At 60.4% G+C, this 24,496-nt stretch carries 16 protein-coding genes; 10 read left to right on the top strand and 6 right to left on the bottom strand.

Annotated features, from left to right (window positions below):
• Positions 1-17: 17 nt before the first annotated feature.
• Positions 18-365, bottom strand: coding sequence for a hypothetical protein (locus ACVWYU_RS05400; protein ID WP_457372141.1), 348 nt, complete (start codon positions 363-365; stop codon positions 18-20).
• A 490-nt stretch (positions 366-855) separates the two neighbouring features.
• Positions 856-1,278, bottom strand: a complete 423-nt coding sequence (locus tag ACVWYU_RS05395; protein ID WP_457372140.1) for a YciI family protein — start codon at positions 1,276-1,278, stop codon at positions 856-858.
• Positions 1,279-1,604: 326 nt separating this feature from the next.
• On the opposite strand from ACVWYU_RS05395, the gene tpx reads away from it, so the two are divergent.
• From tpx to ACVWYU_RS05360, 7 genes are all read left to right on the top strand, one after another.
• Positions 1,605-2,105 carry a thiol peroxidase gene (gene tpx, locus ACVWYU_RS05390; protein WP_090321038.1) on the top strand — a complete coding sequence of 167 codons (501 nt, stop codon included), beginning with the start codon at positions 1,605-1,607 and terminating at the stop codon, positions 2,103-2,105.
• 180 nt (positions 2,106-2,285) lie between these two features.
• A complete protein-coding gene (locus ACVWYU_RS05385; RefSeq protein ID WP_457372139.1) occupies positions 2,286-3,599 on the top strand; it encodes an MdtA/MuxA family multidrug efflux RND transporter periplasmic adaptor subunit in 1,314 nt (437 codons plus the stop codon).
• Entirely contained in the window at positions 3,596-6,700 is a 3,105-nt protein-coding gene (locus tag ACVWYU_RS05380) for an MdtB/MuxB family multidrug efflux RND transporter permease subunit (protein WP_457372138.1), read from the top strand. Before ACVWYU_RS05385 ends, ACVWYU_RS05380 begins: the two co-directional genes overlap by 4 nt.
• The gene (locus ACVWYU_RS05375; RefSeq protein WP_457372137.1) at positions 6,697-9,804 is read left to right on the top strand and encodes an efflux RND transporter permease subunit; all 3,108 of its coding nucleotides are present in this window, start codon (positions 6,697-6,699) and stop codon (positions 9,802-9,804) included. The genes ACVWYU_RS05380 and ACVWYU_RS05375 overlap by 4 nt, the downstream gene beginning before the upstream one ends.
• Positions 9,801-11,282, top strand: coding sequence for an efflux transporter outer membrane subunit (locus tag ACVWYU_RS05370; RefSeq protein ID WP_457372136.1), 1,482 nt, complete (start codon positions 9,801-9,803; stop codon positions 11,280-11,282). Before ACVWYU_RS05375 ends, ACVWYU_RS05370 begins: the two co-directional genes overlap by 4 nt.
• A gap of 254 nt (positions 11,283-11,536) precedes the next feature.
• Positions 11,537-13,618: a putative bifunctional diguanylate cyclase/phosphodiesterase gene (locus tag ACVWYU_RS05365; RefSeq protein ID WP_457372135.1), complete on the top strand. Its 2,082-nt coding sequence runs from the start codon at positions 11,537-11,539 to the stop codon at positions 13,616-13,618.
• A gap of 104 nt (positions 13,619-13,722) precedes the next feature.
• Positions 13,723-14,469, top strand: a complete 747-nt coding sequence (locus ACVWYU_RS05360) for an SDR family oxidoreductase (RefSeq protein WP_090321056.1) — start codon at positions 13,723-13,725, stop codon at positions 14,467-14,469.
• Positions 14,470-14,631: 162 nt separating this feature from the next.
• On the opposite strand, the gene mapR is transcribed toward ACVWYU_RS05360, so the two are convergent.
• The 3 genes from mapR to ACVWYU_RS05345 all read right to left on the bottom strand — a co-directional run bounded on the left by mapR (position 14,632) and on the right by ACVWYU_RS05345 (position 17,978).
• On the bottom strand, positions 14,632-16,041 hold the full coding sequence (gene mapR, locus ACVWYU_RS05355) for a GntR family transcriptional regulator MpaR (protein WP_247255799.1): 1,410 nt from the start codon (positions 16,039-16,041) through the stop codon (positions 14,632-14,634).
• A gap of 77 nt (positions 16,042-16,118) precedes the next feature.
• Entirely contained in the window at positions 16,119-17,549 is a 1,431-nt protein-coding gene (gene ccoG / locus ACVWYU_RS05350) for a cytochrome c oxidase accessory protein CcoG (protein ID WP_390956272.1), read from the bottom strand.
• Positions 17,550-17,744: 195 nt separating this feature from the next.
• Positions 17,745-17,978 (bottom strand): DUF3203 family protein, encoded by a 234-nt coding sequence (locus ACVWYU_RS05345; RefSeq protein WP_247255801.1) that lies wholly within the window; start codon positions 17,976-17,978, stop codon positions 17,745-17,747.
• Between the two features lie 121 nt (positions 17,979-18,099).
• Between ACVWYU_RS05345 and ACVWYU_RS05340 the strand changes: the two genes are divergently transcribed.
• A complete protein-coding gene (locus ACVWYU_RS05340; RefSeq protein ID WP_457372134.1) occupies positions 18,100-18,603 on the top strand; it encodes an MgtC/SapB family protein in 504 nt (167 codons plus the stop codon).
• A gap of 126 nt (positions 18,604-18,729) precedes the next feature.
• On the opposite strand, the gene ACVWYU_RS05335 is transcribed toward ACVWYU_RS05340, so the two are convergent.
• Entirely contained in the window at positions 18,730-18,894 is a 165-nt protein-coding gene (locus tag ACVWYU_RS05335) for a hypothetical protein (protein ID WP_162842371.1), read from the bottom strand.
• 185 nt (positions 18,895-19,079) lie between these two features.
• Here ACVWYU_RS05335 and ACVWYU_RS05330 point away from each other — a divergent pair, with 185 nt between their 5' ends.
• Positions 19,080-21,077, top strand: coding sequence for an alpha-1,4-glucan--maltose-1-phosphate maltosyltransferase (locus ACVWYU_RS05330; RefSeq protein WP_457372133.1), 1,998 nt, complete (start codon positions 19,080-19,082; stop codon positions 21,075-21,077).
• A gap of 75 nt (positions 21,078-21,152) precedes the next feature.
• Positions 21,153-24,494 (top strand): maltose alpha-D-glucosyltransferase, encoded by a 3,342-nt coding sequence (treS, locus tag ACVWYU_RS05325; protein WP_457372132.1) that lies wholly within the window; start codon positions 21,153-21,155, stop codon positions 24,492-24,494.
• Positions 24,495-24,496 lie beyond the last annotated feature (2 nt).

Here is a 24,496-nt window from a genome sequence, read left to right as displayed (position 1 = left end):
AAGCTCCTTGCTGACCGTTATTCACGGTCCATGCGGTTCGAAGAAGGCATGAATGGTATTAGGCCGGGGTTTGCAGGTTTTGCCGCCACCCAAACCGAGGGGGCGTGAGGGTGATTTTGAATGTCGAACACCCAGTTGGCGTTTGAGCGAAAGTCACTGCGATGTAGATCGAATCGGGAGTTGGCCGGGAAGTGGGCGGCTGTATGCAGCTTCAGGGCGCATTGGTCCAGCAGGTGGGAAGCGGGCGCCAGGTACAGCGGGTTGTTGATGGTGTCGGCAGTCTCGGTGTTGTCTACCTGGGCGTAAAAGACAGGCAAAGGCAAAGTCGCTAAAAGACAGGCGTGCAACTCCAGTGTGTTCGCCATGATTCCCCGGTTCCTTGGTGGCTCATTCAGACAACTCGGCACTTGGCGGCCGTTACGACGTAGTCTCTTTGCTATCCAGCCTGTAGGACACGTCCTGTTGACGCTAGCAGCTCACCACCGTTTAGCCAGTCGAAGGGATTAATTCTTTGGTTTTGTGTGCAAAATCTCACTTTATTCGTGTACTAAAAAGTTAATGCGATTCAGTGGGTTGGCTGTGAGCACGGGTGTTTAACGACGAAACCCGCACTTTGTGAGAAGACAAAACGCGGGTTTATATGATCTGTGGTGAGGGGCTTGCCCCGTTGGGCTGCCAAGCGGCGCGCTACACGGTTCCTCGGCGCCTGTGCTCCCAACAGGGCAATCCCCACGTCACGAAGGGCAGAAGTAGGGAGCGCGGGTCAAGATTAGCCCGTACCTGGTTGACTGCCAGCTTGCCCGGCATGATTGACTGCTGAGTATCCGCCAGTCCGCCACAGTATGGATTCGAGGCTCAGCACTTCTTCTGCCCAAAAGCCCGCTGTTCCTGCTCGCGCAGTTCCGGCGTGAACTCCTCGCCGAAGTCATCCATCTCGAACACCTGGCGGATTTCGATCTCGGCCTCGGTACCCGGCATCGGGTTGGGGCAGCGCTTGACCCACTCGATGGCTTCCTCCCTGGACTTCACCTGCCACAGCCAGTAGCCGGCGATCAGTTCCTTGGTTTCGGCGAACGGGCCGTCGATCACGGTGCGCTTGTCGCCCGAGAAGCGCACGCGGGCGCCTTTGCTGCTGGGGTGCAGGCCTTCGCCCGCGACGAGGATGCCGGCCTTGGCCAGTTCTTCGTTGTAGTTGCCCATGGCGGTCAGCAGTTCGTTGCTGGGCATGACACCGGCTTCGGAGTCCTGGCTGGCTTTGATGATGATCATGAATCGCATGGTTTTGATCTCCGCTGGATTAGAGTGCTTCAATTTATAGTCGTACGGCGGAGGGCCTAATCGACACTGTTGCAAAAAAATTCACCAACGAGGTCGATGCGGGGCTTTCGTGATGAGCACCGGGAGGCGGCTGGGGAGGGCGATTGCCTAATGGGTCGGACAAGCCCGGCTTCCACAGGGTCTTGTGGTGATTGTGCAAACGCCGGGTTTCAGATTGCTCGACGACTGGTCACAATTTGTATCCAGAGTAGGTCGTCGGACAATTTCGTGGTTAACTTCGACCTCTTCAAAATTCTCTACCACAAACGTTCAGAAGGACTCCGTTCATGGCTCAAGTCACTCTTAAAGGCAACCCGGTTCAAGTCAACGGCCAACTGCCTCAAGCCGGTTCCAAGGCGCCAGCCTTTTCCCTGGTTGCCGGCAATCTGTCCGACGTCACCCTGAAAGACTTCGCCGGCAAGCGCAAAGTGCTGAACATCTTCCCAAGCGTCGACACCCCGACCTGCGCCACCTCCGTGCGCAAGTTCAACGCCCAGGCCAACGACGTGGCCAACACCGTGGTGCTGTGCATCTCCGCTGACCTGCCGTTCGCCCAGGCCCGTTTCTGCGGCGCAGAAGGTCTGGAAAACGTCCAGAACCTGTCGACCCTGCGCGGTGCCGAATTCATCCAGAACTACGGCGTGGCCATCGCTGACGGCCCGCTCAAGGGCTTGACCGCCCGCGCCGTGGTGGTACTGGACGAGAACGACAACGTGCTGCACAGCGAACTGGTCAAGGAAATCGCTGAAGAACCGAACTACGAAGCGGCACTTGCTGTACTGAAATAAGCATACCTTTACAAAGTTTAACGGCCTGGCCCTCCCCAGGCCGTTTTCATTTGTGCTTCAGTGTCTTAGATAGGTCTTCTGTTACGTAAGCCGAAGGTAAATTGCCGGTAAAGGCGCTTTGCTTAATACCCGCCAGTGCTTATCGTTCAGCCTCATGTAAAAAAGAAGCCCACGCGCCTAATGGTTGATCACTCAATGCAATCCTCCACCCCCCGTAGTCCCCGTCGCTGGCTGTTTGGCCTGCTCGTACTGTTGGTCATCGCTGGTCTGTGCTGGAAGTTCTGGCCCGGCAGCGCGGTGCCGAAAGACGCTGCGGGGCAAAAAGCCGTTGCCGGACACACGGGCAGGTCGGGCGCGATGCGTCCCGGGTTCGGCGGTGCGACAGGGCCGGTTCCGGTGCGAGTGGCGCCGGCGGTCAAGGGTGACTTCCCGCTGTACTACAAGGCTTTGGGCACCGTCACGGCGCTGAATACCATCAACGTGCGCAGCCGCGTCGGCGGTGAGCTGGTCAAGATCTACTTCGAAGAAGGGCAGATGGTCAAAGCTGGCGATCTGCTGGCCGAGATTGATCCACGTCCGTACCAGAACGCCTTGCTTCAGGCCGAAGGCACCTTGTTGCAGAACCAGGCACAGCTGAAAAACGCCCAGGTGGACGTCGAGCGTTATCGCGGCCTGTACCGTGAAGACAGCATCGCCAAGCAAACCCTGGACACCGCCGAAGCACTGGTGGGACAGTTCCAGGGCACGGTCAAGACCAATCAGGCGGCGGTCAACGACGCCAAGCTCAATCTCGAATTCACCCGGATCCGCGCACCGATCGCCGGACGCATCGGTTTGCGGCAACTGGACATCGGCAACCTGGTCGCGGCCAACGATACGACGGCACTGGCAGTCATCACCCAGACCCAACCGATCAGCGTGGCCTTCACCCTGCCGGAAAGCAGCCTTGACGTCGTGCTGGCCCGCTATCGCAGTGGCGCGAGGCTGCCGGCCGAAGCCTGGGATCGTGGTGATACCAAACTGCAGGCCACCGGCGTGTTGCAGAGTCTGGACAACCAGATCAACGTCACCACCGGGACCCTGAAATTCAAGGCGCGCTACGAAAACCGCGATCAGTCGCTGTTCCCCAACCAATTCGTCAATGTGCGCCTGTTGGCCGACACCCTCAAAGACGTGGTGCTCGCGCCTTCTGCGGCCATCCAGTTCGGTACAAACGGCACGTTCGTCTATGCCCTGGACGGCGACAAGAAGGTCAAGATTCGTCAGTTGAAAATCGGCGCCAGCGACGGTGAAAACACCGTGGTCACCGAAGGCCTTTCCGCGGGTGATCGCGTGGTGCTGGAGGGCACCGACCGTCTCAAGGACGGCAGCGACGTGGAAGTGGTCAACACCCCCGAGGACGTGCCGGCCAGTCCGGCTGGCCACCTGCAAGGCAAATCGGCGGCCAGTACGACTGAACAGACCACCGACAAGGCGAAAAAGGGCGGCGCATGAATCTCTCGCGGCTGTTCATCCTTCGCCCGGTAGCGACCACCCTGAGCATGCTGGCCATCGTTCTGGCCGGGGTGATCGCTTATCGGCTGTTACCGGTCTCGGCGTTGCCTCAGGTCGATTACCCGACCATCCGCGTCATGACCCTTTACCCCGGCGCCAGTCCGGACGTCATGACCAGCGCCGTCACCGCTCCGCTCGAACGGCAGTTCGGGCAGATGCCCGGCCTGACACAAATGGCGTCCACCAGCTCCGGTGGCGCCTCGGTGCTGACCCTGCGTTTCAGCCTCGACATCAACATGGATGTCGCCGAGCAGCAGGTGCAAGCCGCGATCAACGCCGCGACCAACCTGTTGCCCAAGGACCTGCCGGCACCGCCGGTGTACAACAAGGTCAACCCGGCCGATACGCCGGTGCTGACCCTGGCCATCACGTCCAAGACCATGCTGCTGCCCAAGCTCAACGACCTGGTCGACACCCGCATGGCACAGAAAATCGCCCAGATCAGCGGCGTTGGCATGGTCAGCATCGCCGGTGGTCAGCGTCAGGCGGTGCGGATCAAGGTCAATCCCGAGGCCCTGGCGGCCAACGGCCTGAACCTGTCGGACGTGCGCACGCTGATCGGCGCCTCCAACGTCAACCAGCCCAAGGGCAACTTCGATGGCCCGACGCGGGTTTCGATGCTCGATGCAAACGATCAACTGACGTCGCCCAAGGACTACGCCAACCTGATCCTGGCGTACGCCAACGGCGCGCCGTTGCGTCTCAAGGACGTGGCCGAAATCGTCGACGGCGCCGAGAACGAGCGTCTGGCGGCGTGGGCCAACGAAAACCAGGCGGTGTTGCTGAATATCCAGCGCCAGCCAGGGGCCAACGTCATCGAGGTGGTCGACCGGATCAAGGCCTTGTTGCCGAGCATCACCGACAACCTGCCGGCCGGCCTCGACGTGACGGTGCTGACTGACCGCACCCAGACCATCCGCGCCTCGGTCAAGGACGTGCAGCACGAGTTGCTGATCGCCATCGCGCTGGTGGTGATGGTGACGTTCCTGTTTCTGCGTCGGGCAAGCGCCACGATCATTCCGTCGGTGGCCGTGCCGCTGTCGCTGATCGGCACCTTTGGCGTGATGTACCTCGCGGGCTTCTCGGTCAACAACCTCACCTTGATGGCCCTGACCATCGCCACCGGTTTCGTGGTGGACGACGCGATCGTCATGCTGGAAAACATTGCCCGATTCATCGAAAAGGGCGACAGCCCTTTGAATGCGGCGCTCAAGGGCGCCAAGCAGATCGGCTTCACCCTGATTTCCCTGACCCTGTCGCTGATCGCGGTGTTGATCCCGCTGCTGTTCATGGCGGACGTGGTGGGGCGGTTGTTCCGTGAATTCGCTATCACCCTGTCGGTGGCGATCCTGATCTCCCTGGTGGTGTCCCTGACCCTGACGCCGATGATGTGTGCGCGGCTGCTCAAACGTGAACCCAAGGAAGACGAACAAGGCCGTTTCTATCGGGCCAGTGGCGCGTTCATCGACTGGATGATCGCGGCGTACGGGCGCAAATTGCAGTGGGTGCTCAAGCACCAGCCGCTGACCCTGTTGGTGGCCATCGCCACCCTGGCGCTGACGGTATTGCTGTACATCGCCGTGCCCAAGGGCTTCTTCCCGGTACAGGACACCGGGGTGATCCAGGGCATTTCCGAGGCGCCGCAGTCGATTTCCTTCGCCGCGATGAGCGAACGTCAGCAGGAACTGGCCAAAGTGATCCTGGCCGATCCCGCGGTTGAAAGCCTGTCGTCCTACATCGGTGTCGATGGCGACAACTCCACGCTCAACAGCGGTCGGTTACTGATCAATCTCAAATCCCACAGCGAGCGCGACCTGAGTGCTACGGCAGTGATTGCCCGGTTGCAACCGGAGCTGGACAAACTGGTCGGCATTCGCCTGTTCATGCAGCCGGTGCAGGATTTGACCATCGAGGACCGTGTCAGCCGTACGCAATATCAGTTCAGCATGTCGTCGCCGGACTCCGAATTGCTTAGTCTCTGGAGCGGGCGGCTGGTCGAGGCCCTGGCGCAACGGCCGGAACTGACCGACGTCGCCAGCGATCTGCAGGACAAGGGGTTGCAGGTCTATCTGGTGATCGACCGGGATGCCGCGTCGCGGGTCGGGGTTTCGGTGTCGAACATCACCGATGCGCTGTACGACGCCTTCGGTCAGCGGCAGATTTCCACCATTTACACCCAGGCCAGCCAATACCGCGTGGTGCTGCAATCACAGTCCGGGGAGAAGATCGGCCCGCAGGCGCTGGAGCAGATCCACGTCAAGACCACCGAGGGCGGTCAGGTGCGTCTGTCCAGCCTGGCGCACATCGAAGAGCGCCAGGCGCAACTGGCGATCACCCATATCGGCCAGTTCCCGGCGGTGATGATGTCGTTCAACCTCGCGCCCGGCGTGGCGCTGGGGCATGCGGTGCAGATCATCGAACAGGTGCAAAAGGACATCGGCATGCCGATTGGCGTGCAAACCCAGTTCCAGGGCGCGGCCGAGGCTTTCCAGGCGTCGCTGTCGAGTACCCTGCTGCTGATCCTGGCGGCGGTGGTGACCATGTACATCGTGTTGGGCGTGCTGTACGAAAGCTACATTCACCCGATCACCATTCTCTCGACCCTGCCCTCGGCGGCGGTGGGCGCGTTGCTGGCGTTGATCCTCAGCGGCAATGACCTGGGCATGATCGCGATTATCGGCATCATCCTGTTGATCGGGATCGTGAAGAAGAACGCCATCATGATGATCGACTTCGCCCTCGACGCCGAGCGCAATCAGGGCATGGCCCCTGAAACGGCCATCTACCAGGCGGCCTTGCTGCGTTTCCGGCCTATCCTGATGACCACCCTGGCGGCCCTGTTTGGCGCGGTGCCCCTGATGTTGGCCACCGGTTCCGGGGCGGAATTGCGTCAACCGCTGGGTCTGGTGATGGTGGGCGGTTTGTTGGTCAGTCAGGTGCTGACGCTGTTCACTACGCCGGTTATCTATCTGTACTTCGATCGCCTCGGTCGGCGCTGGGGTCGCAAGCCTGAGCCGGTGGAAGCGGTAGAGCAGCCATGAACCTCTCCGGTCCTTTCATCAAGCGCCCTGTCGCGACCATGTTGCTGAGCCTGGCGATCATGCTGCTGGGCGGTGTCAGTTTCGGCCTGTTGCCGGTGTCGCCGCTGCCCCAAATGGACTTTCCGGTGATCGTGGTGCAGGCCAGCCTGCCTGGCGCAAGCCCGGAGGTCATGGCGTCCACCGTGGCCACGCCGCTGGAGCGTTCCTTCGGCGCCATCGCCGGGGTCAATACCATGAGCAGCCGCTCCAGCCAGGGCTCGACCCGGGTGATCCTGCAATTCGACCTCGACCGCGACATCAACGGCGCGGCGCGGGAAGTGCAGGCGGCGATCAACGCGTCGCGTAACCTGTTGCCCAGCGGCATGCGCAGCATGCCAACGTACAAGAAGGTCAACCCGTCCCAGGCACCGATCATGGTGCTGTCGTTGACTTCGGACGTGCTGGAAAAAGGCCAGCTCTACGACCTGGCATCGACCATCCTGTCCCAGAGCCTGTCCCAGGTGCAGGGTGTCGGTGAGGTCCAGATCGGTGGCAGTTCGCTGCCGGCGGTGCGCATCGAGCTCGAACCCCAGGCGCTCAATCAGTACGGCGTGGCGCTGGACGATGTGCGCAACACCATCGCCAATGCCAACGTGCGCCGGCCCAAGGGGTCGGTGGAGGACAGCCAGCGTTTGTGGCAAGTCCAGGCCAACGACCAACTGGAAAAAGCCAAGGACTATGAGTCGCTGATCATTCACTACGCCGACGGTGCGGCCCTGCGCCTTAAGGATGTGGCCAAGGTCAGCGACGGCGTCGAGGACCGTTACAACAGCGGATTCTTCAACAACGATTCGGCGGTATTGCTGGTCATCAACCGGCAGGCCGGCGCCAACATCATCGAGACGGTCAACGAGATCAAGGCGCAGTTGCCGGCGTTGCAGGCGGTGCTGCCGGCCAGCGTCAAACTGAACCTGGCCATGGACCGCTCGCCGGTGATCAAGGCCACGCTGCACGAAGCGGAGATGACCCTGCTGATCGCCGTGGCCCTGGTGATTCTGGTGGTGTTCCTGTTTCTCGGTAACTTCCGTGCGTCGCTGATTCCGACCCTGGCGGTGCCGGTGTCGCTGGTCGGCACCTTTGCGGTGATGTACCTCTATGGCTTCTCGCTGAACAACCTGTCGCTGATGGCGCTGATTCTGGCCACCGGGCTGGTGGTGGACGATGCCATCGTCGTGCTGGAGAACATTTCCCGGCACATCGACGAAGGTGTACGGCCGATGAAGGCGGCCTACCTCGGCGCCCGGGAAGTCGGCTTCACGCTGCTGTCGATGAACGTGTCGCTGGTGGCGGTGTTCCTGTCGATCCTGTTCATGGGCGGGATCATCGAAAGTCTGTTTCGTGAGTTCTCGATCACCCTGGCGGCGTCGATCGTGGTGTCGCTGGTGGTCTCGCTGACACTCACGCCGATGCTTTGCGCCCGTTGGCTCAAGCCCCATGTGCCGGGCCAGGAAAACCGCTTGCAGCGCTGGAGCCGCCAGGCCAACGAATGGCTGGTCGCTAAATACGCGACGAGCCTCGACTGGGTGTTGCGCCATCGGCGGCTGACCTTGTTGAGCCTGCTGGTGACCGTTGGCGTCAACGTTGCCCTGTACGTGGTCGTGCCGAAAACCTTTATGCCGCAACAGGACACCGGCCAGTTGATCGGTTTTGTGCGCGGCGATGACGGCCTGTCGTTCAGTGTGATGCAACCTAAAATGGAGACCTTCCGCCGCGCCGTGCTGAAGGACGAAGCCGTGGAAAGCGTCGCCGGTTTCATCGGCGGCACCAACGGCACCAATAACGCCTTCATGCTGGTGCGGTTGAAACCGATCAAGGAACGCAATATCTCGGCGCAGAAGGTCATCGAACGTCTACGCAAGGAAATGCCCAAGGTCGCCGGGGCGCAATTGATGCTGATGGCCGACCAGGACCTGCAATTCGGCGGTGGCCGTGAACAGACCACGTCGCAGTATTCCTACATTTTGCAAAGCGCCGATCTTGGCGAGTTGCGCGAGTGGTACCCGAAAGTCGTCACCGCGCTGAGGGCTTTGCCGGAGCTGACCGCGATCGACGCCCGTGAAGGCCGTGGCGCCCAACAAGTGACCTTGATTGTCGACCGCGACCAGGCCAAGCGCCTGGGGGTCGACATGAATATGGTCACGGCGGTGCTGAACAACGCCTACAGTCAGCGGCAGATTTCCACCATCTACGACAGCCTCAACCAGTACCAGGTGGTGATGGAGGTCAACCCGAAATACGCCCAGGACCCGATCACCCTCAAGCAGGTTCAGGTGATTACCGCTGCGGGTGCGCGGATTCCGCTGTCGACCATCGCTCACTATGAAAACAGCCTGGAAGACGACCGGGTCAGCCACGAAGGCCAGTTCGCTTCCGAAAGCATTTCCTTCGACATGGCCGAAGGGGTCACGGTGGAGCAGGGCACGGCGGCTATCGAGCGGGCGATTGCCAGGCTGGGCATGCCGGAAGACGTGATCGTGAAAATGGCCGGCACCGCCGATGCCTTTGCCGCCACCCAGAAGAGTCAGCCGTTCATGATCCTTGGCGCGCTGGTGGCGGTGTACCTGGTATTGGGTGTGCTGTATGAAAGCTACATCCACCCGCTGACCATTCTGTCGACCTTGCCCTCGGCCGGTGTCGGCGCCTTGCTATCCATCTATGCCCTGGGCGGTGAGTTCAGCCTGATCTCGTTGCTGGGCCTGTTCCTGCTGATCGGCGTGGTCAAGAAAAACGCCATCCTGATGATCGACCTGGCCCTGCAACTCGAACGCCAGCAAGGCATGGCGCCGCTGGAGTCGATCCGCAACGCCTGTTTGCAACGTTTGCGGCCGATTCTGATGACCACCCTGGCGGCGATTCTCGGCGCCTTGCCATTGTTGCTCAGCCGCGCAGAAGGGGCGGAAATGCGCCAGCCACTGGGCCTGACCATTATCGGCGGGCTGATCTTCAGCCAAGTGTTGACCCTTTACACAACCCCGGTGGTTTACCTCTATCTCGACAAGCTGCGCCATCGTTTCAACCATTGGCGTGGGGTGCGTACCGATGCTGCTCTGGAAACTCCGCTATGACTGACCGTTCGCTTTACAACCTGGCTGCACCGATGATCGCGGCTCGAGGCTCGCGTTTGTTGAGCCTGTCGCTGTGCGTGGCGATGCTCAGTGCCTGTGCCGTCGGCCCCGATTACCAGCGTCCGCAAACCGCCGCGCCGGCGCAGTACAAGGAAGCGGCCGGCTGGCGTCAGGCCAATCCGAGCGATTCCCTGGCCCGCGGCGCGTGGTGGGAGTTATATGGTGATCAGCAACTCAATGGCCTGGTCGAGAAACTCAATGCGTCCAACCAGACCGTGGCGCAGTCCGAAGCCCAGTATCGCCAGGCCCAGGCCCTTGTGCGCAGCGCCCGAGGCGCGTTTTTCCCGACGGTGGACCTGACCGTCGGCAAGAACCGCTCCAGCCAGGGCACCGGCAGCAGCAATTCCAGCCTGACCAGTTCTTCCAGCGGCATTCGTGACACCTATACGGCCCAGGCCGGCGTGAGTTGGGAGGCCGATGTCTGGGGCAAACTGCGTCGCGGCCTGGAAGCCGACACCGCCAATGCCGAGGCCAGTTTTGCCGACCTGGCGGCGATGCGCCTGAGCCAGCAGTCGGAACTGGTGCAGAACTACCTGCAATTGCGCGTGATCGATGAGCAGAAACGCCTGCTTGAGGCGACCGTCGAGGCCTATCAGCGTTCGTTGAAAATGACCGAAAACCAATACCGCGCCGGGGTCTCCGGCAAGGACGCGGTGGCCCAGGCGCAGACCCAACTCAAGAGCACCGAGGCGGACATGGTCGATTTGATCTGGCAGCGCGCCCAGTTTGAAAACGCCATCGCCGTACTCATCGGTCTTCCGCCCGCCGAATTCAGCCTGGCGGAAATCAACAGCATCCCGGCATTGCCGCAAGTGCCACTGAGCCTGCCTTCGCAACTATTGGAACGGCGCCCGGACATTGCCTCCGCCGAACGTTCGGTCATGGCCGCCAACGCCAACATCGGTGTGGCCAAGGCTGCCTATTACCCGGACCTGACCCTGAGCCTGAATGGCGGTTACAGCAGCAGCACGTACGCCAACTGGATCAGCTTGCCTAACCGCTTCTGGTCGGTCGGGCCGCAACTGGCCATGACCTTGTTCGACGGTGGTCAACGTTCGGCGGAAGTGGACCGCAGCGAAGCGGCCTACGATCAAACCGTGGCCAAATACCGCCAGACCGTGCTCGATGGTTTCCGTGAAGTGGAAAATTACCTGGTTCAGCTCAAGGTGCTGCAAGACGAAGCGGTCGTACGCCAGCAGGCACTGGATGCGGCCCGTGAGTCTTTGCGCTTGACCCAGAACCAGTACAAGGCCGGTCTGATCGCCTACATTGATGTGGTAGTGACCCAGGCCGCTGCCCTGAACAATGAACGCAGCAACCTGAGCCTGCTGCAAAGTCGCTTGATTGCCAGCGTGCAGTTGATTGCGGCATTGGGTGGCGGGTGGGATGGCCAACTGCAGGTCAGCGGCAATTTGTAGGCGCTGGCTTTCCAGCACCTGCAAAATTGGCGAACTTACGCTTGTTACGATGCCAGGCGGCAGTTATTTCCGCCCCCACATTGATCGTTAAAAACCACGCGTCCAGTTAATGTGAAACCTTAAAACAAGCGTTTCATCGGACTGCTGGCCTTTTGCTAATTTTGTGAGTGCGTTCTCATTTGGAATCAGTACAATCGCCGGATTTGCCCCGCCAGGCATGACCGTCATCAAGGGGGGCGCTCGCGAGAAGTCTCATGCTCATCGGTAGCTATTCCCCCACCCTGGTTATCATTTCGCTCTGTGTGGCGATTCTCGCTTCATACACCGCACTCGACCTGACTGGACGCATTGCCACGGCCAAGGGGCGGGCCGTGCATTTATGGACGGCGGGTGGCGCTTTTGCCATGGGCATCGGCGTATGGTCGATGCATTTCATCGGCATGCTCGCCTTCAAATTGCCCATCGATCTGGGCTATGACATCGCCTTGACACTGCTGTCGCTGTTGATCGGCGTCCTGTCTTGCGGCTTTGCCCTGTGGCTGGTCAGTCAGCCGCAACTGCCGGCGTGGCAATTGTCTGTCGGCGCGCTGGCCATGGGTGCCGGGATCAGCGCCATGCATTACACCGGCATGGCGGCGATGCGCATGCAGCCGGGTATCGATTACGACCCGACGCTGTTCAGCGCGTCGCTGCTGATCGCGGTAGGCGCCTCCGGGGCGGCGCTATGGATTGCCTTCCGTTTGCGTCAGCACACGCCTTATGTGCGCCTGATCCGCGGCGGTGCGGCAGTCATCATGGGGATTGCCATTGTCGGCATGCATTACACCGGCATGGCGGCTGCGCGTTTTCCCGATGGCAGCTTTTGCGGCGCGGCGGTCAATGGCCTGAATGGCAAAGGCCTGGACAATCTCGTGCTGATCACCACCCTGGCGGTGTTGAGCATTGCCTTGTTGACGTCGATCCTCGACGCGCGCCTGGAGGCCCGCACCGCCAGCCTTGCCCAGTCGCTGACCGAAGCCAACCGCGAACTCACCCAATTGGCCCTGCACGACACCCTGACCGGTTTGCCGAATCGGGTGCTGCTGGCCGACCGCATCGACCAGGCGATGTCCAGGGTGGACGCCGAAGGTGGGTGTTTTGCGTTGATGTTCATCGATCTGGACGGCTTCAAGCCGGTCAATGACGCCTTCGGTCACCACATGGGTGACTTGCTGTTACGCGAGGTCAGCCTGCGTTTGCGTGAAGACCTGCGCAGCCAGGACACCTTGGCGCGCATTGGCGGCGATGAGTTCGTGTTGCTGGTGCAGTTGAGTGAGCAGAACGATGCCATGGGCCTGGCGGCGCGCCAGGTCGGGTTGATCGCCCGTTCGTTCCGGGTCGCCGAACATGACTTGCAGATCTCTGCCAGCGTCGGTATTGCGCTGTATCCGGGCAATGGCCAGACCGCCCACGAATTGCTGATGAATGCCGATGCGGCGATGTATCACGCCAAGGGCGCCGGCAAAAACGGTTACAGCTTCTTCGATGCCTCGATGAACAGCAACGCGCGCAAGCAACTGCAACTGCTGCAGGACCTGCGCAACGCCCTGGACCACAACGAGTTCAGCCTTCACTACCAGCCCAAGTTCGACGCCGGTAACGGTCGGCCGGTCGGTGCCGAGGCGTTGTTGCGCTGGGAGCACCCGACGCAGGGCATGTTGCTGCCGGACAAGTTCATCGATCTCGCGGAAAAGACCGGGCTGATCATTCCGATTGGTGACTGGGTGCTCAACGAAGCCTGCCGCCAGATGCGCGAGTGGTACGTGCTCGGCTACACCGACTGGCGCATCGCGGTGAATCTTTCCGCCTTGCAGTTCTGCCATGTCGGCCTGGTACAGAGTGTCGCCAAGGCGCTGGCCACGCATCATCTGCCGGCCAACAGCCTGACCCTGGAAATCACTGAAACCACCGCCATGAGTGATGCCGATGCGAGCATGACGGTACTTCAGGCGCTGTCGGACATGGGCGTTGACCTGTCCATCGATGATTTCGGTACCGGCTATTCCAGTTTGATGTATCTCAAGCGTCTGCCGGCCAACGAACTGAAAATCGACCGCGGGTTTGTGCGTGACCTGGAGCGCGACAGCGACGATGCCGCGATTGTTTCCGCCATCGTCGCCCTGGGCCAGGCACTGGGTTTGCGGATCGTCGCCGAAGGCGTGGAAACCGGGTCGCAACAGGACTTCCTGACCCAACTCGGGTGCGACTCGTTGCAGGGTTACCTGCTCGGGCATCCATTGCCCGCCGAGCGTTTCATGGTGGAGATCCATCGTTCGGAGCAATTGGCGGTGGTTTGACCGGCGTTTGTGAACCGGGAGCAGGCGACAGGTTCATGCAAAAACCGACGAGGACGGTTATTCTTGCCCCCGGAACGCTTACGCTTGAAACGGGGAAAGCCTGCATGGACAAAGTCATTATCATCACCGGCGGCAGTCGCGGCATCGGTGCCGCCACAGCCCTGTTGGCCGCCGAACAAGGTTACCGGATCTGCATCAACTATCAGGCCGATGAACAAGCGGCGCAGGGCGTGCTGGAGAAAGTCCGCGCGCTGGGTGCCCAGGCCATCGCCGTACGGGCCGATGTCAGCATCGAAGACGAAGTGATCGCGCTGTTTCACCGGGTTGATACCGAACTTGGCCGGGTCACCGCGCTGGTGAACAACGCCGGTACCGTGGGACACAAGTCCCGTGTCGACGAAATGTCCGAATTTCGTATCCTCAGAACCCTCAAGACCAATGTGCTGGCGCCCGTCCTGTGCGCCAAGCACGCGATTCTGCGCATGTCGCCCAAGCACGGCGGGCAGGGCGGCAGCATCGTCAATGTGTCCTCGGTCGCCGCCCGTCTGGGGGCACCCAACGAATACGTCGACTACGCCGCCTCCAAGGGCGCACTCGATACCTTCACCATTGGCCTGTCCAAGGAAGTGGCCGGCGAAGGCATCCGCGTCAACGCCGTACGCCCCGGCTATATCTATACCGATTTCCACGCACTGAGCGGCGACCCTGATCGGGTCAGCAAACTGGAGTCGGCGATACCCATGGCCCGGGGCGGGCGTCCGGATGAAGTGGCCGAGGCGATAGTCTGGTTGCTGTCGGACAAGGCTTCGTACGCGACCGGGACCTTCGTTGATTTGGGGGGGGGACGTTAGACCTCTGGATGGTCGCTGTCAGGTCTGGCCTCTTCGCGAGCAGGCTCGCTCCCACAATTGACCGTGTACCCTTTGGGAGCAAGCTCGCTCCCAAGGTTGACCGTGTACCCCTGTGGGAGCGAGCCTGCTCGCGATTGCGTTCTTTCAAGCGACATCTGAACGTCAGAACGATCGAATAATCCGCCCCAACGTCTCCATCGCCTTTTCCGCCGCCTCATCCCACGGGCTCCCGTAATTCAAGCGAATGCAATTCCTGAATCTTTGGGTCGGCGAGAATATCGGCCCCGGCGCAATACTGATGCCCTGGGCCAAGGCCATTTGAAACAACTTCAACGAATCCATCTGCTCCGGCAATTCCAGCCATAAAAAGTACCCGCCTGCTGGCTGGCTGACGCGAGTCTGTGCCGGAAAGTAGCGAGCGATGGCCGCGAGCATCGCGCTTTGTTGTTCTTCCAGGGCATAACGCAGTTTGCGCAGATGCCGATCGTAACCGCCGTGCTGCAGGTAATCGGCAATGGCGGCCTGAGCCGGCATCGAGGCGCACAGAGACGTCATGAGTTTGAGGCGTTCGATTTTCTGCGCGTAACGGCCTGCGGCCACCCAGCCAATGCGATAACCGGGCGCAAGACTTTTGGCGAAGGAGCCACAATGCATGACCAGGCCTTCGGTATCAAACGCCTTGGCCGGTTTCGGTGCCTGTTGTCCGTAATACAACTCGGCGTAGACATCGTCTTCGATCAGCGGTACCTGGTGACGGCGCAGCAGCTCCACCAGTTCCTGTTTCTTCGCCTCGGGCATGGTGGCGCCCATGGGATTCTGGAAGCTGGTCATGCACCAGCAGGCCTTGATCGGGTGGCGTTCCAGGGTTTGCGCGAGGACGCCGAGGTCGATGCCGTCGCGCGGGTGCACCGGAATTTCCACGGCTTTGAGTTTCAGCCGCTCGAGGATTTGCAGGCAGGCATAGAACGCCGGGGCTTCGATGGCTACCAGGTCGCCGGGTTGGGTCACGGCTTGCAGGCACAGATTCAGCGCTTCCAGTGCGCCGTTGGTGATCAGCAGTTCTTCCATGGGCAGCATCAGCCCGCCGACCATGTAGCGCAGGGCGATTTGCCGACGCAATTGCGGGTTGCCCGGCGACATATCGGTCACGACCATGCGCGGGTCCATCTCGCGGCTGGCACTGGCCAGCGACCGCGAAAGCCGTTGCAGCGGAAACAGGGTCGGGCTGGGGAACGCCGAGCCGAAGGGCACAGTGTTCGGGTCCTTGATCGAGTCGAGGACCGAGAACACCAGTTCGCTGACGTCGACTTCAGTCGATTCGTTGACCTGGCTGCTGATTTCCGGCTCGGAAAACGGTCGCGGTGCATGGGCATTGACGAAATAGCCGGATCGCGGCCGGGCGCGGATCAAGCCGCGGCGCTCCAGCAGGTAATACGCCTGGAACACGGTGGAGGGGCTGACGCCGTAGGTCTGGCTGGCGTAGCGCACCGATGGCACGCGCTGTCCGGGGCCCAGGACACCGGAGCGGATCAGTTCTGCGATGTCGTCGGCGAATTTTTCGTAGCGTTTCATCGGTATCCCGCAATGGAATCGAATAACGGTGGCGAGGGTGCAATTTCCCTCGCCACAAAGCTGTGCATCTTAAAGGCTCAGCGGTTCATTGGCGCTACAAAGCGGCTCTTGGCCACGCTATAGATGCCCGGTTCGTCGCTGTCGACGATTTTGAAGGCGATGCTTTGCGAGCTGCTGGCCGGACGGTCCGTGGTCATTGCCACCGACACCGGCACATCGACAATTTCGCCGGGTGCCAGGCTCAGTTCAGTCTTGCCCTGCAACTGGAAACCTTCGCCGTCGACCAATGCCAGGCGGTAGTCCTGACGCTGCTGGGTCTTGTTGATGATCTTCAGGCTGTAGATGTTTTCGATCTGCCCCTGGCTGTTTTCGCGGAACAGGCCGCGGTCCTTGCTGACGTCCAGCGACACCATTGGCCGTTCGACCAAGGCCAGTACCAAGGCGCCGATCATCACCAGCAGCACGGCGGTGTAGCCGATCAGTCGTGGACGCAACAGATGAGTCTTGCCGCCTTGCAGTTGGTGCTCCGAGGTGTAGCTGATCAGCCCGCGAGCGTAGCCCATTTTGTCCATGATCGAATCACAGGCGTCGATGCACGCGGCGCAGCCGATGCATTCCATCTGCAAGCCATCGCGGATGTCGATGCCGGTCGGGCAAACCTGCACGCACAGTTGGCAATCAATGCAATCACCCAACCCGACTTCGGCCGGTTTGACCTCGCGTTTGCGCGGGCCACGGCTTTCGCCCCGGGCGACGTCGTAGGAAATGGTCAGGGTGTCCTTGTCGAACATCACGCTCTGGAACCGCGCATAGGGGCACATGTGCATGCACACCGCTTCACGCAGCCAACCGGCATTGATGTAGGTGGCGCCGGTGAAGAACAGCACCCAGAACAGGCTGACACCACTCAACTGCAAGGTCAGCAGTTCTTCGGCCAGCGGCCGGATCGGCGTGAAGTAACCGACGAAGGTCAGGCCGGTCAGCAGGCTGATGGCCAGCCACAGCGTGTGCTTGGCCGAGCGGCGCATCAGCTTGTTCAAGCCCCAGGGCGCGGCTTGCAGTTTGATGCGCTGGTGACGTTCGCCCTCGGTGATTTTCTCGCACCACATGAAGATCCAGGTCCAGGAACTTTGCGGGCAGGTATAGCCACACCAGACCCGCCCGGCGAACACGGTGATCGCAAACAGGCCGAACGCGGCAATGATCAGCAGGGCCGAGAGCAGGATGAAATCCTGTGGCCAGAACGTCGCGCCGAAGATGTGGAACTTGCTTTCGGACAGGTCCCAGAGCACCGCTTGGCGCCCACCCCAGTTCAACCATACGGTGCCGAAGAACAGCAGAAACAGAAATCCCGCACCACTCATGCGCAGGGTGCGGAATACACCGGTGAAGCTGCGGGTATGGATCAGGTTGTCGCTGGTCTTGACCTTCATCTTGGGGCGTGAAGGTTCATGGGTTCTTACGATTGGGGCACTTTCTACGGTTCGGACGGGGATTCTCTCGCTCATGGTCTTTCGCTCATCAGCCTCCATCAGGCATGAGCACTATGAGCGGCCATCTGTTTGCATAACAGACTCAGGTATCGCAATAAAAACCGGATCAGATGGCGGTCGCGTGCGATCCTGCGACAAGTTGAAGCACCTGCCTCGGCGGCACGCAGTTGGCTATATCAGGTGTTTTCAGCCAATGTTGATTCGGGTCAGTCAAATCACCGAATCACTGTCAGTCGCCTTCAGATGCCGGCGACCGTCCACCGCGCCTGCGACGGTCAATGCGTCGGCTTCTGCTTCGGTGATGTAAATGTGCTGGCCGTTGATGTCTACCGCAGACATGGCTTTTTCCCCGTCGGTGACAATGGTGACGTCGGGACACAGTCGAATTTCTTCGCCGTTTTCGGTGGTAAAGAAGCAGGTCTGGTTTTCAATGCGCACGGTCATGGGAGTGTCCTTCTTTTCAGCGGGATCTACAGTCTTAGGGCACACCCGGCGGTCATCGTTCTGTGAAACCGATTAATGGTCGTCGCTGTCCACCTTCCATGACCTTCTCAAGGACAGCGCCATGAACGCCTGGTGGCATGAAGTCTGGGTGACCCTGCAGGCCGAATTCGCTGACATCGGCGACGCTTCCCAACTGACGCGCATCACCGTGCGCCTGCTGATCGCCGCGACCCTGGGCGGCATTCTCGGCTTCGAACGCGAGAGCAAGGGCAAGGCCGCAGGCGTACGTACCCATATGCTGGTGGCACTCGGCGCGGCGCTATTCGTATTGGTGCCACAGATGTCCGGATCCCAGGCCGATGCCATGAGCCGGGTCGTGCAGGGCGTCATCGCCGGCATCGGCTTCCTCGGCGCCGGCACCATCCTGAAAAACCAGGAAGGCGACGAAGGCCACGTCAAAGGCCTGACCACCGCCGCCGGCTTATGGATGACCGCCGCCATCGGCGTCTCCGCCGGGTTGGGCAGGGAAGCGACGGCGGTGTTCAGTACAGTGTTGGCGCTGGTGATTTTCAGTGTGGTGCCGAGAATCTTGACGATGCTCGAAAGGAAGAGCGACCACCTGTAGGAGCGAGCCTGCTCGCGAAGGTCGTTAACGATGACGCGAGCAGCCAGACACTCAGCGGTGCTCGATATTCCATTGCATTCGGGCTCGCTCCTACAGGTACAACGGTGAAAGATCGTCAGCCTAGGGTCATTCCGGCGTCACAATCACCGGCGGCATGGTGTCAGGCGGTTCTTCCCGTGGTGGCGTGGTGCCGGGTGGTTCCTGCTCGGGAACAGGTTGTGGGTCGGTCGGTGGGATTACCGGATTGTCGATATTCGGATCGGGTGTTTCGCCCGGGAATGGATTGGTCATGGTCTAGCCTCCAGTGGCACATGGCGTGAGTCGTGCTTAAGTTGATTGACCGCCACGCTACGGATTTGATTCCGGCCAATTATCGATGAACTTTTCCGGGCGCCCGGCGCTCGGAACCTAAGTGAGTTAATCGGGATGACAACCAGACACAAGAGCGTCCATGGGGCGTAACGGAGAGATGCTCGATGACGACTGAAAAACCGACAGAATTGAGCTACAACCCGCACATGCCGCTGTCGCAGGCTCTATTGCTGCCACGGATCGTGATTGAAAACACCATGCCGACCCTCGACGGCGGGCAATTCGCTGTCAAGGCGGTGGTGGGTCAGGACGTGGTGGTCACCAGTAAAGTGTATGCCGACGGCCATGACCGGCTCGCGGTACGGGTACGTTGGCGCACCGAGGGCGATGAGGTCTGGCACAGCGAAGTCATGACCGCTCTGGGCAACAATGCCTGGCAAGGCCGCTTCCGCGTCGAAGACCAGGGGCGTTATGTGTTCTGTATCGAGGCCTGGATCGATCAATTCGCCAGTTTCCTTCATGAGCTGGAAAAAAAGCACATGGCCTCCGTCCCCGTCAGCCTGGAGTTGCAGGAAGGTCGCCTTCACGTTCAGCAAGCGGCCGAGCGCACCGAGGGGCAACTGAGCGAGCAACTGGCGGCGCTGCACCATGAATTGTGCGGATTGCTCGAAACCGAGCAGGTCGCGTTGTTTCTGCACCACCGTAGCGCTGGGTTGATGGCCCAGGCCGATCACCGTGCTTACCTGAGTCTGAGCCCCGAGTTTCCGGTTGATGTCGAGCGCGAACTGGCGCAGTTCGCCAGTTGGTATGAATTGTTCCCACGTTCGATCACCGATGATCCGGCTCGCCACGGCACCTTCAACGACGTGCATTCGCGTTTGCCGATGATTCAGGACATGGGCTTCGACGTGCTTTATTTCCCGCCGATTCACCCGATCGGTCGCAGTTATCGCAAAGGCCCGAACAATTCCCTGACCGCCGGGCCGGACGACCCCGGCAGCCCCTACGCCATCGGTAGCGAAGAGGGCGGCCATGAGGCGATTCATTCGCAACTGGGCACCCGTGAAGACTTCCGCCGACTGGTGGTGGCCGCGTCTGAATACGGACTGGAAATCGCCCTCGACTTCGCCATTCAGTGCTCCCAGGACCATCCATGGCTGCAGCAGCATCCCGGTTGGTTCAACTGGCGCCCTGACGGTACGATCAAATACGCCGAGAACCCGCCGAAAAAATACCAGGACATCGTCAATGTCGATTTCTACGCCGCCGAGGCGATTCCCAGCTTGTGGGTTGAATTGCGCGATATCGTGGTGGGCTGGGTCGAGGAGGGCGTGAAGCTCTTTCGCGTCGACAACCCGCACACCAAACCGTTGCCGTTCTGGCAGTGGCTGATCGCCGATGTGCGTGCGTTGTATCCCGAGGTGATTTTCCTTGCCGAGGCCTTTACCACGCCGGCGATGATGGCGCGGCTGGGCAAGGTCGGTTACTCCCAGAGCTACACCTATTTCACCTGGCGCAATACCAAACAGGAACTGGCGACCTATTTCACCGAGCTGAACGAGTCGCCATGGCGTGAATGCTTCCGGCCAAACTTCTTCGTCAACACGCCGGACATCAATCCGGCGTTCCTGCACGATTCCGGGCGACCCGGGTTTCTGATTCGCGCGGCACTGGCGACCATGGGCTCGGGGTTGTGGGGCATGTATTCCGGGTTTGAGTTGTGTGAGTCGGCAGCGATTCCGGGCAAGGAGGAATACCTGGACTCCGAGAAGTACGAGATCCGCCCGCGGGACTTCACCGCACCGGGCAACATCATTGCGGAGATTGCCCAGCTCAACCGCATCCGCCGGCAAAACCCTGCGCTGCACACGCATTTGGGCCTGAAGGTCTACAACGCCTGGAACGACAACATTCTGTATTTCGGCAAACGCAGCGTCGATGGCAGCAATTTCATCCTGGTGGCCGTCAACCTCGACCCGCATCACCCGCAGGAGGCGAATTTCGAATTGCCGCTGTGGGAAATGGGCTTGCCCGACGATGCCACTACCCACGGCGAAGACTTGATGAACGGTCATCGCTGGACCTGGTACGGCAAGTACCAGTTCATGCAGATCGACCCGGCGCACCAGCCGTTCGGGATCTGGCGGATCACCGCGTCCTGAGTCCACCACAGGTAATAACCAAAATTGAATGGGTGATCGGCTCAGAGGTTAGTTCGAATGCGAAAGGAGTTTCCAATGGCGAAGAAACCCAAGGCAGCCACCTTCATCAAGGACCCGCTCTGGTACAAGGATGCGGTGATCTATCAGGTTCACGTCAAATCGTTTTTCGACTCCAACAATGACGGGATTGGCGATTTTCCCGGCCTGATCGCCAAGCTCGATTACATTGCCGACCTCGGCGTCAACACCATCTGGCTCTTGCCGTTCTACCCCTCGCCACGGCGCGACGATGGCTATGACATCGCCGAATATCGCGGCGTCCACAGCGACTACGGCACCCTGGCCGACGCCAGGCGCTTTATCGCCGAGGCACACAAACGCGGCTTGCGGGTGATCACCGAACTGGTCATCAACCATACCTCCGACCAGCACGCCTGGTTCCAGCGCGCACGCAAGGCCAAGAAAGGTTCGGCGGCGCGGGATTTCTACGTGTGGTCCGATGACGATCAAAAGTACGACGGTACGCGCATCATTTTTCTCGACACCGAAAAGTCCAACTGGACCTGGGACCCGGTCGCCGGCCAGTATTTCTGGCACCGCTTCTATTCGCACCAGCCGGACCTGAACTTCGATAATCCGCAAGTCATGAAAGCGGTCCTGTCAGTGATGCGTTACTGGCTCGACATGGGCATTGACGGACTGCGCCTCGACGCGATCCCGTACTTGATCGAGCGCGACGGCACCAACAACGAAAACCTTCCCGAGACCCACGACGTCCTCAAGCAGATCCGTGCTGAAATCGACGCCAATTACCCGGACCGCATGTTGCTGGCCGAGGCCAATCAATGGCCCGAAGACACGCAATTGTATTTCGGCGACACCGACAAACAGGGCCTCAACGGCGATGAATGCCACATGGCCTTTCACTTTCCGCTGATGCCGCGCATGTACATGGCGCTGGCCCAGGAAGACCGCTTCCCGATCACCGACATCCTGCGCCAGACCCCGGAAATCCCTGCCAATTGCCAGTGGGCGATTTTCCTGCGCAATCACGATGAGCTGACCCTGGAGATGGTCACCGACAAGGAGCGCGATTACCTGTGGAACTACTACGCGGCTGATCGTCGTGCGCGTATCAACCTGGGGATTCGCCGTCGCCTGGCGCCCTTGATGGAGCGTGATCGACGCCGGGTGGAGTTGCTCAACAGCCTGCTGCTGTCGATGCCCGGCACGCCGACGCTGTACTACGGCGATGAAATCGGCATGGGCGACAACATCTACCTCGGCGACCGCGATGGCGTACGCACGCCGATGCAATGGTCGATCGACCGTAACGGCGGCTTCTCCCGCGCCGATCCGGCGAGCCTGGTGCTGCCGCCGATCATGGACCCGCAATACGGCTATCTCTCGGTCAACGTCGAAACCCAGGCCGGCGACCCGCATTCGCTGTTGAACTGGACCCGGCGGATGCTCGCGGTGCGCAAGCAATCCAAGGCGTTCGGGCGCGGTACCTTGAAAATGCTCTCGCCGAGCAACCGCAGGATCCTGGCCTATACCCGCGAATTCACCGGGGCGGACGGCAGGCACGAAATCATTCTGTGTGTGGCCAACGTGTCGCGCAGTGCGCAGGCGGCGGAGCTGGACCTGTCGGCCTACGTCGGCATGGTGCCGGTGGAGATGCTCGGCGGTAACGCGTTTCCGCCGATCGGCCAGCTGAATTTTCTCCTGACCCTGGCGCCTTACGGCTTCTACTGGTTCGTACTGGCCACGGAAAACCAGATGCCGAGCTGGCATGTGGAGCCCGCACAAAGCTTGCCGGACTTCACCACGCTGGTCCTGAAAAAACGCATGGAAGAGCTGCTCGAAGCCCCGGCGCGCAACACGCTTGAACAGGACATTTTGCCCAACTGGTTGCAAAACCGCCGCTGGTTCGCCGGCAAGGACGCGGCCATCGACCAGGTCCACCTGGCCTATGGTGTGCGTTTTGGTGATGCCACGCACCCGGTGCTGTTAAGTGAAATTGAAGTCACCAGCGGTGGGCAGACCAGCCGTTACCAACTGCCGTTCGGCTTCATTGCTGAAGACCAGGTCGGGACGGCACTGCCGCAGCAGCTGGCACTGTCACGGGTTCGTCGAGGGCCGCAGGTCGGCTTGATCACCGATGCCTTCAGTCTCGAGAATTTCATCCACACCGTGTTGCGGGGCATGCAGGACCATCTGGTGCTGCCGTCGGACGGTGGCGAGATCCGCTTCGAGCCAACTGCCGAACTGGCCAAGCTGGGGCTGACGGCTGAATCGGAAGTGCGTTACCTGTCTGCCGAGCAATCGAACAGTTCAGTGGTGATCGGCAACAGCCTGGTGTTGAAGCTGATCCGCAAAGTCGCCGCCGGTGTGCACCCGGAACTGGAGATGAGTGCCTATCTGACACGCGCCGGTTTCCGCAATATTTCGCCGTTGCTGGGTGCCGTGGTGCGCCAGGACGCCAGAGGCGAGGACAACTTGCTGATGATTGCCCAAGGCTACTTGAGCAATCAGGGCGACGCCTGGGAGTGGACGCAGAACAACCTGGAGCGAGCGCTGCGCGATGAGTTGGCGGACGCCATGTCCGAGCAGGAACAACACTACAACGCGCTCGGTGAATTGAAAGATTTCGCTGCCATGCTGGGGCAGCGCCTGGGGGAAATGCACCAGGTGCTGGCGGCGCCGAGCGACAATCCGGATTTCGCTCCGCACGTCACTACGCAAAAAGAGGCACAGGCTTCGGCCAAGGATGTCGTGGCACAGATCGAGCATGCGTTGAAGTTGCTTAAAGAGCATCAAACCGAACTGAACCCGGCGGACAAAGGCCTGGTCAGCCGGTTACTGGACAACAAAAAAGCCATCCTCAGCCATGTGCAGGCACTGGGCAAAAAATCCGTGGGAGGACTGAAGATTCGCGTGCACGGCGACTTGCATCTGGGGCAGGTACTGGTGATCAAGGGTGATGCGTATCTGATCGACTTCGAAGGCGAACCGGCGCGACCGTTGCATGAACGTCGTGGCAAGCACAGTCCATTTAAAGATGTGAGCGGCGTTTTGCGATCTTTCGACTACGCTGCGGCCATGGCCATCAACGTGCATAACGTTGATAACACTGCTGAAGCCCGCGCGGCTCGCCAACGGGTTTCCGATCGCTACTTGAGCGAAGCGCGGCAAGCATTTGTCGACGCTTATCGGCTGGCGGCAGCTAGTCTTGGCCATGCATGGCAAGATCCTGAAGGCGAGGACGCCGCGCTGGCGTTGTTCGGTCTGGAGAAGGCAGCGTACGAAGTGGCCTACGAGGCAGAGAATCGCCCCACATGGCTGTCCGTGCCGTTGCACGGTTTGTACGGGTTATTGAATGGGCTTAAACCCTTTTCCGATCTTGGTGGAGAGTAGTC

Source organism: Pseudomonas sp. TE12234, assembly GCF_054061835.1.
Note: the sequence above shows the minus strand (reverse complement) of the source record. Positions and strands in the feature narration are given on the sequence as shown.

Coding starts and splice junctions, on each gene's coding strand:
- ACVWYU_RS05400 (WP_457372141.1), bottom strand. CDS start 365: ATGGCGAACACACTGGAGTTGCACGCCTGTCTTTTAGCGACTTTGCCT.
- ACVWYU_RS05395 (WP_457372140.1), bottom strand. CDS start 1,278: ATGCGATTCATGATCATCATCAAAGCCAGCCAGGACTCCGAAGCCGGT.
- tpx (WP_090321038.1), top strand. CDS start 1,605: ATGGCTCAAGTCACTCTTAAAGGCAACCCGGTTCAAGTCAACGGCCAA.
- ACVWYU_RS05385 (WP_457372139.1), top strand. CDS start 2,286: ATGGTTGATCACTCAATGCAATCCTCCACCCCCCGTAGTCCCCGTCGC.
- ACVWYU_RS05380 (WP_457372138.1), top strand. CDS start 3,596: ATGAATCTCTCGCGGCTGTTCATCCTTCGCCCGGTAGCGACCACCCTG.
- ACVWYU_RS05375 (WP_457372137.1), top strand. CDS start 6,697: ATGAACCTCTCCGGTCCTTTCATCAAGCGCCCTGTCGCGACCATGTTG.
- ACVWYU_RS05370 (WP_457372136.1), top strand. CDS start 9,801: ATGACTGACCGTTCGCTTTACAACCTGGCTGCACCGATGATCGCGGCT.
- ACVWYU_RS05365 (WP_457372135.1), top strand. CDS start 11,537: ATGCTCATCGGTAGCTATTCCCCCACCCTGGTTATCATTTCGCTCTGT.
- ACVWYU_RS05360 (WP_090321056.1), top strand. CDS start 13,723: ATGGACAAAGTCATTATCATCACCGGCGGCAGTCGCGGCATCGGTGCC.
- mapR (WP_247255799.1), bottom strand. CDS start 16,041: ATGAAACGCTACGAAAAATTCGCCGACGACATCGCAGAACTGATCCGC.
- ccoG (WP_390956272.1), bottom strand. CDS start 17,549: ATGAGCGAGAGAATCCCCGTCCGAACCGTAGAAAGTGCCCCAATCGTA.
- ACVWYU_RS05345 (WP_247255801.1), bottom strand. CDS start 17,978: ATGACCGTGCGCATTGAAAACCAGACCTGCTTCTTTACCACCGAAAAC.
- ACVWYU_RS05340 (WP_457372134.1), top strand. CDS start 18,100: ATGAACGCCTGGTGGCATGAAGTCTGGGTGACCCTGCAGGCCGAATTC.
- ACVWYU_RS05335 (WP_162842371.1), bottom strand. CDS start 18,894: ATGACCAATCCATTCCCGGGCGAAACACCCGATCCGAATATCGACAAT.
- ACVWYU_RS05330 (WP_457372133.1), top strand. CDS start 19,080: ATGACGACTGAAAAACCGACAGAATTGAGCTACAACCCGCACATGCCG.
- treS (WP_457372132.1), top strand. CDS start 21,153: ATGGCGAAGAAACCCAAGGCAGCCACCTTCATCAAGGACCCGCTCTGG.